Genomic DNA, 14,518 nt, shown 5'->3' on the forward strand with positions numbered 1-14,518 from the left:
AATATTTGGAATAGTTTCAAAAGAAGTGAGGGGAAAATTATGTCTTTATTCGGAAAGAGCAAACCAGCCGCAGTTCCTGAAACTGAACTGGCAAGCCATAGTGATACTACAGAGCATTGCGAACTCAGTCTGGCGCTGGCCCAGGTGGACGCCATTCTGGCGCGCGATTATGGTAACGTGCCGGAAGGTCGTGATGAACTGTCCCGTAAATTAAAGACGCTGGCCGATGAAAACAGCGCGCGTGCAGAACGCCAGTTGCTGCGTTCCGTTGGTCTGTCGATTGCGAATAATTCAACCGTGATTTCCGTTGCGAAATCTGCACGCAGCCTGAATGACCTGAATGAGATTTCGCAAGCGCTGGCCTCTGCCATGGAAGAAATGGCTTCCTCCATTCACGAAATTTCAAACACCACGCATCACAGTTCGTCCGAAGCACAACATCTGCAGGAAATTGTGCAGCAGAGCATGAATGGATCACAGGAAGCGATCCATGCGATCAATGCCATTTCTGAATCGGTTTCCCATGGGGTGGAAAAGCTGAAAGATCTGGCTGATGCTTCCACACAAATCGGTGAAGTGGTTGGGTTGATCAACAACATCGCGTCACAAACCAACCTTCTGGCGCTGAATGCCACTATCGAGGCTGCGCGCGCAGGCGAAGCCGGGAAAGGTTTCGCGGTTGTGGCGAGCGAAGTTAAAAACCTTGCGAACCAGACAGAACGTGCCACCAGCGATATCAATGACCGGATTGAACGACTGACCCACGAAATGGACGGGATCACCAAGTCCATGTCCGAAGGGGCGCAAGCTGTTGAAAATGGTCAGCAGATCATTACTTCCACCCTGAAATCCATGGAAGAGATTGATCGTGGTGTGGATCGTGTGACGTCCGATATGCAGGAAGTCGCCTCGGTTCTTGAACAACAGCAGGGCGTGACCGAACAGACCGCAGAGCATGCGGGCAATATTTCGGCGATGGCGGAACAGAATGTGGATGCCAACACAGAAGTTCTCAATGAAATGGATGATACGGAAAAACTGATCACCGATCAGATGGATCGTCTGATGCGTCACGAATTTGCTGCACGTGACCTGATCCGCGCCAAGGCTGATCATATGATCTGGCGCAAAAAATTGGCCGATATGCTGGTGGGGCGTGCCTCGCTTGATCCGAACGAACTGGCAGATCATAAACATTGCCGTTTGGGTAAATGGTACTTCGGTGATCAGGATGCTGCTGTGAAAGCACACCCTGCCTTTGTTGCCATGAACCCGCCACATGAAAAAGTGCATGAACTGGGTATTGCCGCAGCGCGTGCCTATAGCGAACATCGACTGGATGACGCGATTTCTCTTGTGGAAGAGATCGAGGCTCCATCCATTGAAGTGCAGAAATATCTCGACGAACTGATTGCATTTGTGGGCGTGGGCGAGTAAACAGACGCCCATCTGATATTTAAAAAGAGCGCATCTGATCAGGTGCGTTCTTTTTTTATGGGTCGTTAAGAGGTCGTTTACTCCTTTCGTATAGGAATATAAAGAATGAATTCTTATGTGAAAGTCTGAACCATGTTTTTAAAACCAAAAAAAGCCGTCGTGCGCCGCAATCGCACCATCAAAGGTGACATCAAAGGCCAGGGTGAACTGGACCTGCGCGGCAAAGTTAACGGCACTATTGAAGTTGATACATTGACCATCGGTCGCAAAGGCTATGTCAAAGGTGACGTCATCGCTGATACGGTTCGTATTATGGGTTATGTCCAGGGTAATATTCAGGCCCGTCAGGTCATTGTGGAACGTGGCGCCCATGTGGTAGGTGAATTATCCTATGAACAACTTTCTGTCGCCCCGCAGGCTGACTTAAGTGCAAAACTGACACCACGTCCGTTGTTGAAACTGTTTAAAGAACGCGAACCCGTTGAAGACGTGCTCGCAAAAATCCGGGCGGTTGCTTAAAACCCACTTTGTCCTGAGTTCAGACAGAAATTGAAATGCGTCGGTCAGGTCCGACGCATTTTTTGTTGCAGGGTGGAAAAGCCCAGCAGATAGATGGTGGAAATGGCAAAGCAAATCACCGTGCCCCATAACATCCCCTGGTCTTGCAAAATCAAGGTATAGACCAGACAGAAGATACAGGTCGCGCCTAGCCCGATGGGGAAATGTTTGATGGTGGCAAGCACAGGGGCGGCCCCGTAGGTCACATGCACAATCACAATCATGGGAAAGACAGTGGCTGGAAAGCTCGCCATAACCCCCGCCATTTGTGGTCCCATCTGTTTGGCAAGCCCGGTGATGGCCAGTACCACAAAACAGGCTGAGGCTGCGCGCACAAAGGCGACACGAAAGCTGAGCTGCACGGCCTGTGTAATCTGGATCTCGGCAAATCGTTTGAAGCTGAAGATACAGAAGGTGATGACACAGGTGATGAAGATAGAGGCTGTGATCAGATCAAATTCAATGGTGCTGAGCCCGATCCCGACTGCAAAGAAAGCTGTTAGCCCCGCCAATATGGTAAGAATCCAATGGGTCTGTGGCCGGTATGACAAAACCGCCCCGTAAGTCGCAAAAATCGAGAGGTTCGCGGCCAGCCCGGCAAGTGTGTGAACCGCGCTTTCGGCTGCGAAAGCTTCGCCTTCCTGCACCCCGATAAAAATCAGTACGATGGCAACGCTTAAGGGGTACCCGCCCAGTAGTCCCGCCCAACGGGGGCTGACCCGTTCGGCAATCACAGACAGGCCAAGAACGATCGCAACGGTCACGATGATTTTAATGAAAATGAGGGTCACGGTTTTACATTTCAAGGACAACAGGGGGTCCTTTGATAAGCACATAAAACATTCTTGAAAGCAAGCCATGATTGATCTTGGACTCTGTTGCTAAACCATGCTAAACAGCGCGAAATGTTTTGAGTCTCCAAGAGGTCCAAGGTGCAATACGTATCCACACGCGGCAAGGCGCCCGCACTATCCTTTGATGATGTTCTGCTAACTGGTCTGGCCCGTGATGGGGGCCTTTATCTGCCGGAAAGCTGGCCCCAGTTCAGCGAAGATGACATTCGCGATATGCGCGGTCTGTCTTATGCTGATGTTGCCATTCGTGTGATGTACCCGTTTGTTGAAGGCTCTATCCCCAAGGATGATTTTTCTGAACTGGTGAATGACGCTTATAAAGATTTCGGTCATCCGTCTGTTGCACCACTGAAGCAACTGGATACGGACCAATGGGTGATGGAATTGTTCCATGGCCCAACCCTTGCCTTTAAAGATTATGCCTTGCAACTGCTGGGTCGTCTGTTTGACTATGTGCTGAAAAAACGTGGTGAGAAAGTCACCATCGTTGGCGCAACATCTGGCGATACAGGATCAGCTGCGATTGAAGCGTGCCGTGATCGTGAATGTATTGATATCTTCATCATGCACCCAAAAGGTCGCGTGTCTGACGTGCAGCGCCGCCAGATGACAACTGTCATGTCTGAGAACGTGCGCAATATCGCGCTTGAAGGCACCTTTGATGATTGTCAGGATGCGGTGAAGGCCATGTTTAACGACATGGATTTTCGCGACAAATATAACCTGTCTGCTGTGAATTCCATCAACTGGGCGCGCATCATGGCACAGGTGGCCTATTATTTCTGGGCGGGCGTGCAAACAGGTAGCCCGGATCGCAAAATGCGTTTTGCCGTGCCAACAGGTAATTTCGGAAACGTGTTTGCAGGCTATTGTGCCAAGAAAATGGGCCTGCCGATTGAAAGCTTTATCATCGGGTCAAACCGTAACGACATCCTGACACGCTATTTCAACACAGGCGTGATGAAGATGGAAACGGTTGAACCTAGCCTGTCGCCTTCCATGGATATTCAAATCTCGTCCAACTTTGAACGTCTGTTGGCGCAGCATTATGACAGGGATGGTTCTGCTTTGACGCAAGCGTTGGCTCAGTTCCGCGACACAGGCGAAGTGGATTTTGGCAAGGAACGCTGGCAGGCCATGTGCGAAGACTTCAAAGCACAGAAACTGGATGATGACGAAACCAAAAAAGCCATTCTTGATTTCTATCAGAATACGGGCGAACTGCTGGACCCGCACAGTGTGATCGGTTGCGCCACCGCGCGTGATGCTGAAAAATCTGATGCGGTCACCATTGCACTGGCAACGGCGCATCCGGCGAAATTCCCGGCGGCTGTTGAAGAAGCAAGCGGCGTGCATCCTGCGTTGCCGGAACGTCTGTCTGACCTGTTTGATCGTGAAGAACGTTTTGACGTGCTGCCAAATGACCTGGCAGGCATTCAGGCTTACATTGAAAAGACACTGGCTTAAATGAGCGTTCGGACCACAACGCTGGACAGCGGCCTGCGCATTGTCACAGATCATATGGCATCGGTTGAATCCGTATCGGTCGGTGCATGGGTGGAAGTTGGCGCACGTCATGAAACACCTGACGTAAACGGCATTTCCCATTTTCTGGAACATATGGCGTTCAAGGGAACGACGACCCGTTCTGCACAGGATCTGGCTGAAGAGATTGAAAATGTCGGCGGGCATATCAATGCCTATACGTCACGTGAAAATACCGCTTATTACGCCAAGGTGCTGAAAGATGATCTCGGTCTGGCGGTGGATGTAATCTCAGACATCCTGCAAAATTCCGTCATGGAAGCAGAAGAGCTGGAACGCGAACGCGGCGTCATCCTGCAGGAAATTTTGCAGGCCAATGACACGCCTGACGATATCATTTTTGATCATTTCCAGCTGGCCGCTTATCCGGATCAGGCCATTGGTCGTCCCGTGCTGGGTGAAGCGGATATCGTGAAATCATTGTCGCGCGATGTGATCATGGATTACATGCATAACAATTATGCGGCGTCCAACATGGTCGTGAGTGCCGCAGGTAATGTGAATCATGACAAGCTCGTCGCCATGGTGGCGGATAAGTTTGCGGACCTGAAACCAAGTGCCGATGTGGTTGCGGACCCAAGCCGTTATGTCGGCGGTGATTTCATCGAAACTCGCCCAAGCCTGGAACAGGTCCATGTGGTCGCAGGCTTTGATGGTGTGCGTTATGATGATCCCGGTTTTTATAGCTTAAGCGTGTTGTCCACTTTGTTTGGTGGCGGTATGTCGTCGCGCCTGTTTCAGGAAATTCGTGAAAAACGCGGGCTGGTTTATTCCATCTATAGCTTTGTTTCGGCTTATGATGACGGCGGTATGCTGGGCATTTATGCAGGTACAGGTCCAGACGATGTGGCCGAGCTTGTCCCGGTGATGGTGGATGAGATCAAAAAGGTTTGCACAGAAGTCTCAGAAGATGAAGTCAACCGTGCACGTGCCCAGTTGAAATCCAGCATCCTGATGTCTATGGAAAGCACGTCCACGCGGTGCGAACAACTGGCGCGTCAGATGATCGTCTTTAAACGCCCGGTTCCGGCCGATGAAGTTGTGGCAAAAATCGATCAGATCGATGTTGCAGCGGTGCAAAATGTTGCGCAGCAAATCTTTGCAACAAAGCCGACGCTGGCGGTGCTGGGTCCGATCACGGAACTGCCAGAGTTCAAGATTTAACGGCCAGCCAGACACCGATACTGGCAATCACCATCCCCGCAACCGCGATTAGGCCCAAAGCTTCCCCGAACAGGAAAAAGGCTTCAAGTGCGGTGACGGGGGGGACCAGGTAGAACATACTTGCAACCTTCGATGCCGCGCCCTGTTTGATCATCCACATCAACAGGCTGATGGCTCCGAACGAGGGTACAAAGATCAGCCAGAAAAGTGCAAAGATAAATTCTCCGGTCCAGTTAACCACCATCGTATCAAAGCTGAAGGCAAGCACACCGTATGCAATGGCAGCAGCGGCATACTGAATGAAAGTCCCGCTCATCAACGGCATGTCGGTGCAGTATTTTTTCTGATAGAGCGAGCTGGCGGTGATGGAGAGTACGGCAAAGATAGAACAGACAACAGCTGCCAATCCAAAGCCTTCGAACAGATCACCTGATTGCAGGTCCAGTTTTTCGCTCAGGACCAGGACAACCCCGATCAGGCCCAGAACGAGTCCGGCCCATTGCAAAGATTTGACTTTTTCACCGAGGATCGGTTGGGCGGCGAAGGCGGTCAAAAGGGGTTGCAGGCCAGCGATCAGGGCAACAAGCCCCGCAGGCATCCCCATGGCGATGGCGGTGAAAACCCCACCCAGATAACCCACATGGATCAACAAGCCGGAAAAAGCCACATGGCTGCTTAAGCGCCAGGTGCTTGGCCAGCTTTTTCTAAGCAACAGCAGGACAGCCAGCAAAATCAGGCTGGTCAGAACCATGCGGATAAACAGAAAGGTATAGGGTTCGGCATAAGGCAGGCCGAACTTTGCCCCGATGAAGCCAGTGCTCCATAAAAAAACGAAGATGACGGGGATAAATTTTGTCAAAGTTCGATATTGCCGACTTCGCGGTAAACGTTTTGCAGACAACCTGCCGCTTCCGCGTCGCCATCTTTATGGCGGTTTTCCAGAACGCGCACACAAGCCTGGGCAATTGCCTGAATTTCAACGGTATCCAGTTCGTCAAAAAAAAGCTGCGGGTTGGTTCTCAGGCCGATGATAAAGGGGTTAGACATGGGATTTACGTAATTCCTAGATGTAACATTTGCATCAATCTAAATTTTTTTATTGGAAAAAGAAAGAGGCAACTATCTCGCACTTGCACAAAGAGGGGCGCTGGCCTACCATTCAACCTCAGGATTTGGCATATGGGGGACGTTATGAGCGTTGAGATTTACACCAAAACCGATTGCATTTTTTGTCAGAAAGCAAAAGAGCTGTTTAAAGAGCAGGAAATTCCCTACACAGAAATTGATGCGAGCTCGGTCGATACGTTTCGCGAAATGCAGGAACGTTTGCCTGGCGTTGCCACCGTTCCGCAGATTATCATTGATGGGCACCATATCGGTGGATATGACGTGCTGGAAGCGCATCAGAATGCTATCTTTAAAAAGTATCAATCAAACCTGAAGCTAAAGGAAGATGCCATGCCTTTCAAAGGAAGTCAGACAGAAAAGAATGTGTTGGCCGCGTTCGTCAATGAAACGGTGGGCCGGGCGCGCTATGAAATGTTTTCAAAGAAAGCGCGTAAAGAAGGATATGTGCAGATATCCGATATCTTTCAGGAAACCGCCAATCAGGAAAAGGCGCATGCCAGCCGACTTTATAAGTTTCTGGAAGGCGGCGACGTAGAAATCACCGCAACTTTCCCGGCAGGCGGCAATGGGACGACAGAAGAAAATTTGCGTGCGGCGGCGGGTGGGGAAGCCCATGAACATGAAGATATGTACCCGGAATTTCGCCAGGTTGCGATTAAGGAAGGGTTTGATGATATCGCTGATGTTTTCGAAGCCATCATGGTCGCCGAAGTCCAGCATGGAAAACGCTTTCTGGAACTCGCAGAAAATATTAAAGAGGGTCGTGTCTTTAAACGCGATGAGCCTACCAAATGGCGCTGTCGTAACTGTGGCTTCGTTCATTCAGGGACCGATGCCCCTGATGAATGCCCGGCCTGCGCACATCCCCAAGCGCATTTTGAGGAACTGGGCGAGAACTGGTGATGTTCCCCGGCGCAGGCCGGGGTCTCTTTAATTAGGGGGAAGAGGTCCCGGCCTGAGCCGGGACACGGTGTTTGTTGGGCTTACTTCACCCCACTTACCCGTTTCACCGCATTGACAAAACGGTTTAGCGTCTGGGAGATCTCGCCGCGTTCCAGCATGATCTCGATCAGGTGGAAATGGCGGGTGTCGTTTACGGCTGTGTCCAGTGCATCCACCAGTTCTTTCTTGGTGGTGACGCGCGTGCCAATGCCGCCCATGGGCTCAGCCATTTTGGCAAAGCCCCAGTCGTCCAGATCGTGATAGTCAGGGCCAGGCTGGAAGGTGCGCAGCATTTCCCAGCTGCGGTTGTTAAACAGCAGGACGATGGGGTTCCAGCCATACTGACGACAGTTGCCCAGTTCCCACCCGGTCATTTGGAAAGCCCCATCACCGACCATAATCAAAGGACGTTTGCCCGATGTGGCCTGAATACCCAGTCCCGCAGGCACCCCCGGCCCCATGGAGGCATAATAGCCGGGTGCAATCAGCGCCGTATTTTCAATATCCATGGCGGTAAATAGACAGTCGCCCATATCAGAAGCAATGGGCATGCGGCCATGTTCAGCAAACATGTCATTGACGGCACAGGCTACATTGGTCGGTGTGATGGGGCTGTCATCCGCGATAAGTTTTTTCGGATATTCAGGGGCAGGGTACTTCTTGGCATCACCCAGGGGCTTGGCCAATTCGATCATGGCTTCGATCAAGGCTTCCAGCGGCAAATTTGGATAGTGATGATGGGCAAAACTGACTTCGCGATCAAAGGCGTGAACAACAGCGCGCATGTCGATCTCGCGCTTGGAAACACCAAAGTTGGTATCAGACAGGATCACGCCCAGCATCAACAGGCCATCGGATCGTTCCACCGTTTTGCGGATATCATCTGTGCCGGCAAGGCCCAGATAAGTGCCGATCAGGGGTGCATCTGTATTTGCCAGAATGCCACGGGCCATGAAAGAGGTGACAACCGGAACCCCGAGCATGGAGGCCAGTTCCCCCAGTTTATCTTCCAGTCCAAAGCGGCGCACTTCTACACCTGCCATGATGCAAGGGGATTTGGCGGCTTTTAGATGTTCCAGCACTTCTTCAGCACAGGCACGTGCTGCATCCATATCTTCGCAGCTGGGCTGGAAGGCGGGCACGGGGTCAACATCTTCGGCCACCATGTCGCGTGGCAGCTCAATATAGACAGGGCGAGATTGTTCGATACAGGTGTCCAGCACTTCGGCGATCAGTTTCGGAGCCGTTTTGGCATCATCCAGAATGACTTGCGCGCAAGTGATCTCTTCAAAAATCTTGAATTGGGAATCGATACGTTTGACCTGGTGGTGTAGACCAAGGCCACGCTGGCTTTCCAGTTTGCCGGGTGCACCGGAGATCACGACAAGAGGGGATTTTTCCACATAGGCCTGGGCCACCGGGTTGACCATATTTAGCGCACCTGCCCCGTAAGTCACCGCAGCGACACCAAGGCGGGAATTAAAGCGGCCTGCTGCGTCTGCTGCAAAACCAACGCCGGGTTCGTGGCTCATGGTGTAAAGGGGAAGAACTTTTGTGTCTTCCAGGATTTTGAAATAGGGAAGGGCGAAATCGCCTGGAATTCCAAAAACTTCGCGTGCGCCACGGTCTTTAAGTGCGGTGAAAAGTGCCTCTGCTAACAACATGAATAAAGCCTCGATCTATTTGTTTCATTTGAAACTATAGTATCAGAGAGTTGTTGTAATATGGGATTAAATTTTCGGACTTTCTGATAATAACCAATCACGAAATGCCTTGATTTTGAACCTTTCTATCGCATCTTCGGGGCAAACAAAGTAATAGGCGACTTGTGATTTGATGGCATGATCAAACAGACGAACGAGTCGTCCTGCGTTTAGTTCATTCTGGATCAAGGCAGACCGCCCAAGGGCGACGCCTTCCCCGGCGATACAGGATTGCATTACCATATGTGTGTGGGAAAATTTAGGCCCGCGGGTGTGGTCCACACCTTTGACACCCGCTTCTTCCAGCCAGTATTTCCAGGCAAGATGGCGTTCAGCCTCGCTGATAATGGCATAGTCATGCAAGAGCACATGCCCCTTCAGGCCATCTGTGGAGGCAAGAGAAGGGTGCTTTTCAAGATAGTAGGGGGAGCAAACGGGAAAGACGTCTTCTTCCAGAAATTTTTCCTTGTAGATATCCGGCCAGCCGCCCATTCCATAGCGAATGGTGCAGTCCACATCGTCTTGATTAAAGTCGATCACTTTGTCATCGGCAGAAATCCGAATATCAATATCGGGATATGCAGCTGAGAAATTTTGCAGACGAGGCACCAGCCAGAGCGAGGCAAAGGACGGCATGACCGAGACAGTCAGCACGCCACTGGTATCTGATTTATGAAGGGCCTGGGTGGCGCGTGCCAGCTGATCAAGTGCGTCACGCACGTCGGGAAAGTACTTTTGTCCCTCATCTGTCAGCATCAAAGCGCGGTTCAATCGCTTGAAAAGCTTTATGCCCAAGTGTTCTTCCAAAGATTTAACCTGATGGCTGACGGCAGCTTGCGTAACGAACAATTCATCTGCTGCCCGGGTGAAACTGAGGTGACGCGCGGCTGCTTCAAAGGCACGAAGGGCATTGAGTGGGGGGAGCTTGCGGGCCATTGTTTCGATACAATCCTGTTTTTCAGATTAGATTTTCTAATCTATTGTAGCAAAAAAGCTCGTTTGTAAATACTTAAAAAGACGCGTAAAACGAAACCATAAGAGGCGCGCCTCTGCTGTTTTAACTCCTAATGTGATGAGGAAATTATGTCAGTAGAGACTCTGAACAACTTTCAGCTCAACACTTGTGCAGCTGAAGAAAAAGTACAAATCCAAGCAAAAGCAGGCATTCTGGCGCTTGTGCAAACCTTTGAGACATGGGTTGAACGTTACAAAAGCCGCCGGGCTTTGGCGAAGCTGGATGACCGTCTGCTTCAGGACGTTGGTATGTCCGCAGCTGACGTTTATGCGGAAACGCAAAAGCCATTTTGGGTAAAATAAAGTAATAGGTGAACCGATGACCAATGCGGTCCTCTATATTGTGACGGTGCTGATCTGGGGATCGACCTGGTTGGCGATCAAATACCAACTTGGCACTGTCGCGGTAGAAGTTTCTATCGCTTATCGTTTCGCGCTGGCTGCGGTGATCCTGTTGCTTTACTGCATGGTGACGAAGAAATCCCTGCGCTTTGATCTGAAAACTCATTTCTGGATGGCTATGTTGGGCCTGTGTCTGTTCAGCGGGAACTATCTGTTCATGTATACCGCGACAGGTCACATTACCTCAGGCCTTGTCAGTGTGGGTTTCTGTTCTATGGTGGTGATGAATATCATCTTAAGCCGCCTGTTCTTTGGCACGGACATCAGTGCACGTGTCCTGATGGGGGCTTTCCTCGGCATGAGCGGGATTTTCATGGTCTTCTGGCCGGAAGTGAAAAATTTTGATCTGTCCGATACCGGTGTTTATGGCCTCAGCCTCGTGCTGATTGGGACGCTGTTTGCATCATGTGGCAATATGGTGTCGTCGCGCAATCAGAAAAGCGGTGTGTCGGTCATGCAGGCCAATGCCTGGGGCATGGCCTATGGGGCGGTGTTTATCGCGCTGTTTGCCCTGGCGCGCGGTCAGGAATTTACCTTTGATCCGAGCTTTGATTATATCTGGTCGCTGTTGTATCTCGCGCTCTTTGGTTCTGTCATCGCCTTTGGCAGCTATTTGACGCTGTTGGGCAATATTGGGCCGGAAAAAGCGGTTTATTCCATCGTTCTCTTCCCCTTGGTTGCCCTGACCCTATCCACCATGTTTGAAGGCTATCACTGGCCTGTAGAAGCTGTCGTTGGTGTGCCGCTGGTTTTGTGGGGGAATGTGTTGGTTCTGAGCAAGCCTGGGATGTTTCGCCGCTTTAAGGGAACGCTCGCTTATAAGCAGCCTTAAAAGCCGCCACGATTTCGGGTGGAGTGTCTTTACTGAGTGCAAAATAAAGCGGGCGTGAAATTTCTTTGAGGTGCAAAGCCGGCACGAGCGCATCAGATGGCAGGTTCAGTTTTTCCAGGCGATGGGTCATAGAATCAAGGTCGGTTGGCAACAGGTCAATTCTGTTGCTCAAGATCATGCGAATGCCTGTTTCTTCATTGGTGATGGGTGTGGTTTTGATTTGGTTTTTGCGTAGATATTCGCCTTTTACATCTTTTGCCAGAGTGGCGATCTTGTAATTACGGGCATCAGCCAATTGCGTCAGGTTGATATCATCACGTTTTTTCAAACGAAAGAGATAGACATCAAAATCAACAATTTCTCCGATCCAGTGAAACAGGTCTTCGCGTTCCGGTGTGCGTGCAACGGAAAAAAGTGCGGTGTTGGGCTGATTGGTTGCGATGGTATAGGCGCGCGCCCAAGGGTAGACTTTGATGTCGGGATAGAATTTTAATTCTGCCAGAATTTTGCGAGCCTGATTAACAGCAACACCCTGGGCACTGCCGTTTTCCAGATAGCTGTAGGGTTCATAGAAAGAGGTAATGACTTTGATTTTGGAGAAATCAGGTCCGGCCTCCACTTTTGAAAAAGTCAGGCTTGAAAGCATGAGGACAAATATAAAAAGCAGTCTCAAAGTTTCCTCGATTCTATCTATTGGTTCTACTAAAACTATAATAAGAAACCTCTAAGATAGAAAGTCAAAATAATTCAATTTACATGATGAAAAAGTAGTAGAATAGAAGGTCAAGCTAATGGACAAATCGTATTTCGCACAATTGGCACATTACAACATTTGGGCAAATAGGCGCGTCTATGATGTGGTTGCGACCATATCAGAGGAAGAGTTTAAACTGGATTGTGATGTCTTTTTCAAATCCATTTGCGGCACGTTGAACCATATCTTGGTCGGCGATATTGTTTGGTTGGCCCGTCTGGAAGGCACGCCACGTATGGATTTAAAGTTGAATGATATTCTGCATGAAGGTTTTGCCGCCCTCTGGCAGGCGCGAAAAGATCAGGATGCGAAAATCCTGTCGTTCTGTGAGGGACTGGAAGAAGCCTTTCTGGAAACGGACCTGCAGTATAAATCCATCATCAGTGGCGAATATGAAGCTCCGGTCAAGATGATCCTGGGCCATATGTTTAACCATCAGACACATCATCGCGGTCATGTCCATGCCGCGCTCACCCGCCTGAGCAAACCGACACCGGACATTGACCTGATTTATTATACCTTGGGCTGTTAATCGATTTCGATCACGATCTTGCCAGTGGATTTACGGGCCAGAAGGGCTTCGTAGGCGTCTTTCACATCATCTAGCTTGAAGGTCATGGACACATGAGGTTTCAGGCTCCCTTCCTCGATCCAGTCCATTAGTTCGGCAAAGGATGCGCGCAAGGCCTCCGGGTCCAGCTTGCGGTACGCGCCCCAGTGATAGCCGATACAAGTGATGTTCTTGACCATCATGATATTGGCGGGGATTTGAGAGATATCGCCACTGGCAAATCCAACCACCAGAATGCGCCCGTCCTGTCGGGTGCTGCGAAATGTCTCGGTAAACAAGTCACCACCGACCGGGTCATAGGCCACGTGGGCGCCAAGCCCGTCGGTCAGGTCTTTGATCTTTTCACGCACGCTGCCTTCGCGGTAATCAATCAAATGGTCTGCGCCATGTTCTTTACAGATGGCAAGCTTTTCTGCCCCGCCTGCGGTTGCAATGACGGTGGCTCCCAGTCGTTTGCCGACTTCCACCGCTGTTAAGCCCACGCCCCCTGCCGCGCCATGAACCACAAGGGTTTCACCTGCTTTTAGCTGTGCTTTGGCCGTTAAACCATGATGCGACGTTCCGTAAGCCACCGGGATGGAAGCGGCTGTGTTGAAATCAAGGTTATCAGAAATCGGATAGACATCATGGCTTGCCGCTAGTCCATATTCAGCAAACCCGCCCCAATCCAGCACGGCCATGACCCGGTCACCCACTTTGCAGGTGCTTACATCCTTGCCCACAGCTTCCACAATGCCCGCACATTCCAGACCCGGGGAAAAGGGCAGGGGTGGTTTGACCTGATATTTGCCTTTGACAATAAGGCTGTCAGCAAAGTTCAGCGCGCTTGCCTTGATGCGGATCAGCACCTGACTGTCAGACGGGGTCGGGACCTCAACATTGGTAAGGGTCAGGGATTGATAGCCATTTAACTCGGTGCACAGGGCCGCTTTCATGAAGAACTCCTTGATCAGGTTCGTTTTGCATTATATGTAGCAATCTTTCTAATTTGTAGGAAGTGATCATGCGTGGATATTTTGGAATTGGCATTCAGGGCGTCAGCAAAGCCTATAACGTCGGCAACCTGTTTCGCACGGCACATGCCTTTGGCGCGAGCTTTGTCTATACGGTCGATGCTAAATATTCCCGCAATAAATGGAACAAGACCGATACGTCCAAATCAGTGGATCACACACCGTTTTATAGTTTCCCCAGCCTGGATGAGATGATGCTGCCCCAAGGCTGTCAGTTGGTCGGTGTGGAGCTGACCGAAGATGCGATTGAACTGCCAAGCTTTCGCCATCCAACCAAAGCAGCTTATCTCTTGGGCCCGGAACGATCCAGCTTGACGCCAGCAACGATTGAGCGCTGTGATCATATCATCAAAATCCCCATGAAATTCTGCATCAATGTGGGCACGGCAGGGGCTTTGGTGATGTATGACCGTTTGCAAAGTTTGGGACGGTTTGCGGACCGTCCGGTGCGCGCAGGTGGGCCGACAGAGCCGCTGGCACCACAAGGTCATGGTGGACCGATTTTCAGAAATGGCTCACCCTTTGAAGATACCCCACCGGACGTGCCGGAAAACTGGGGGGAGTGAAGCTTACAAGCTTTCTTTGTCATCCCTGCGAAGGC

General features: G+C 50.6%; 16 protein-coding genes. 9 read left to right on the top strand and 7 right to left on the bottom strand.

The genetic code is table 11. The features are described 5' to 3' along the window. Positions 1 to 39: 39 nt before the first annotated feature. Both RYZ26_RS08715 and RYZ26_RS08720 read left to right on the top strand, forming a co-directional pair. The gene (locus tag RYZ26_RS08715) at positions 40 to 1,437 is read left to right on the top strand and encodes a methyl-accepting chemotaxis protein (RefSeq protein ID WP_317682805.1); all 1,398 of its coding nucleotides are present in this window, start codon (positions 40 to 42) and stop codon (positions 1,435 to 1,437) included. Positions 1,438 to 1,569: 132 nt separating this feature from the next. Next, positions 1,570 to 1,956 carry a bactofilin family protein gene (locus tag RYZ26_RS08720; RefSeq protein WP_317682806.1) on the top strand — a complete coding sequence of 129 codons (387 nt, stop codon included), beginning with the start codon at positions 1,570 to 1,572 and terminating at the stop codon, positions 1,954 to 1,956. A 44-nt stretch (positions 1,957 to 2,000) separates the two neighbouring features. On the opposite strand, the gene RYZ26_RS08725 is transcribed toward RYZ26_RS08720, so the two are convergent. Further along, a complete protein-coding gene (locus RYZ26_RS08725; RefSeq protein WP_317682807.1) occupies positions 2,001 to 2,786 on the bottom strand; it encodes a hypothetical protein in 786 nt (261 codons plus the stop codon). Between the two features lie 141 nt (positions 2,787 to 2,927). On the opposite strand from RYZ26_RS08725, the gene thrC reads away from it, so the two are divergent. Together thrC and RYZ26_RS08735 are read left to right on the top strand one after the other, a co-directional pair. Further along, positions 2,928 to 4,316, top strand: a complete 1,389-nt coding sequence (thrC, locus tag RYZ26_RS08730) for a threonine synthase (protein ID WP_317682808.1) — start codon at positions 2,928 to 2,930, stop codon at positions 4,314 to 4,316. Next, complete coding sequence (locus RYZ26_RS08735) at positions 4,317 to 5,558, top strand: M16 family metallopeptidase (RefSeq protein WP_317682809.1); 1,242 nt, start codon at positions 4,317 to 4,319, stop codon at positions 5,556 to 5,558. It begins immediately after the preceding gene. Here RYZ26_RS08735 and RYZ26_RS08740 read toward each other — a convergent pair. Both RYZ26_RS08740 and RYZ26_RS08745 read right to left on the bottom strand, forming a co-directional pair. Then, positions 5,548 to 6,417, bottom strand: coding sequence for a DMT family transporter (locus RYZ26_RS08740; protein WP_317682810.1), 870 nt, complete (start codon positions 6,415 to 6,417; stop codon positions 5,548 to 5,550). The two genes, RYZ26_RS08735 and RYZ26_RS08740, sit on opposite strands and share 11 nt — an antisense overlap. Then, positions 6,414 to 6,605 (bottom strand): hypothetical protein, encoded by a 192-nt coding sequence (locus RYZ26_RS08745; protein ID WP_317682811.1) that lies wholly within the window; start codon positions 6,603 to 6,605, stop codon positions 6,414 to 6,416. Before RYZ26_RS08745 ends, RYZ26_RS08740 begins: the two co-directional genes overlap by 4 nt. Positions 6,606 to 6,749: 144 nt before the next feature. On the opposite strand from RYZ26_RS08745, the gene rbr reads away from it, so the two are divergent. Beyond that, entirely contained in the window at positions 6,750 to 7,589 is an 840-nt protein-coding gene (rbr, locus tag RYZ26_RS08750; protein ID WP_317682812.1) for a rubrerythrin, read from the top strand. Positions 7,590 to 7,669: 80 nt separating this feature from the next. Here rbr and ipdC read toward each other — a convergent pair whose 3' ends face one another. Next, the gene (ipdC, locus tag RYZ26_RS08755; RefSeq protein ID WP_317682813.1) at positions 7,670 to 9,292 is read right to left on the bottom strand and encodes an indolepyruvate/phenylpyruvate decarboxylase; all 1,623 of its coding nucleotides are present in this window, start codon (positions 9,290 to 9,292) and stop codon (positions 7,670 to 7,672) included. Positions 9,293 to 9,358: 66 nt separating this feature from the next. Then, complete coding sequence (locus RYZ26_RS08760) at positions 9,359 to 10,267, bottom strand: transcriptional regulator GcvA (protein WP_317682814.1); 909 nt, start codon at positions 10,265 to 10,267, stop codon at positions 9,359 to 9,361. 147 nt (positions 10,268 to 10,414) lie between these two features. On the opposite strand from RYZ26_RS08760, the gene RYZ26_RS08765 reads away from it, so the two are divergent. Both RYZ26_RS08765 and RYZ26_RS08770 read left to right on the top strand, forming a co-directional pair. After that, complete coding sequence (locus RYZ26_RS08765; protein ID WP_317682815.1) at positions 10,415 to 10,648, top strand: DUF1127 domain-containing protein; 234 nt, start codon at positions 10,415 to 10,417, stop codon at positions 10,646 to 10,648. 16 nt (positions 10,649 to 10,664) lie between these two features. After that, a complete protein-coding gene (locus RYZ26_RS08770; RefSeq protein WP_317682816.1) occupies positions 10,665 to 11,579 on the top strand; it encodes a DMT family transporter in 915 nt (304 codons plus the stop codon). On the opposite strand, the gene RYZ26_RS08775 is transcribed toward RYZ26_RS08770, so the two are convergent. Next, positions 11,548 to 12,252 carry a substrate-binding periplasmic protein gene (locus RYZ26_RS08775; protein WP_317682817.1) on the bottom strand — a complete coding sequence of 235 codons (705 nt, stop codon included), beginning with the start codon at positions 12,250 to 12,252 and terminating at the stop codon, positions 11,548 to 11,550. The two genes, RYZ26_RS08770 and RYZ26_RS08775, sit on opposite strands and share 32 nt — an antisense overlap. Positions 12,253 to 12,370: 118 nt before the next feature. On the opposite strand from RYZ26_RS08775, the gene RYZ26_RS08780 reads away from it, so the two are divergent. Then, complete coding sequence (locus RYZ26_RS08780; RefSeq protein ID WP_317682818.1) at positions 12,371 to 12,865, top strand: DinB family protein; 495 nt, start codon at positions 12,371 to 12,373, stop codon at positions 12,863 to 12,865. Here RYZ26_RS08780 and RYZ26_RS08785 read toward each other — a convergent pair. After that, positions 12,862 to 13,839 carry an NADPH:quinone oxidoreductase family protein gene (locus RYZ26_RS08785; RefSeq protein ID WP_317682819.1) on the bottom strand — a complete coding sequence of 326 codons (978 nt, stop codon included), beginning with the start codon at positions 13,837 to 13,839 and terminating at the stop codon, positions 12,862 to 12,864. The genes RYZ26_RS08780 and RYZ26_RS08785 overlap by 4 nt on opposite strands. A gap of 68 nt (positions 13,840 to 13,907) precedes the next feature. On the opposite strand from RYZ26_RS08785, the gene RYZ26_RS08790 reads away from it, so the two are divergent. Continuing rightward, the gene (locus RYZ26_RS08790; protein WP_317682820.1) at positions 13,908 to 14,483 is read left to right on the top strand and encodes an RNA methyltransferase; all 576 of its coding nucleotides are present in this window, start codon (positions 13,908 to 13,910) and stop codon (positions 14,481 to 14,483) included. Positions 14,484 to 14,518: the final 35 nt, after the last annotated feature.

The sequence above is a fragment of the Terasakiella sediminum genome, from assembly GCF_033100395.1.
Lineage (GTDB): Bacteria > Pseudomonadota > Alphaproteobacteria > Rhodospirillales > Terasakiellaceae > Terasakiella.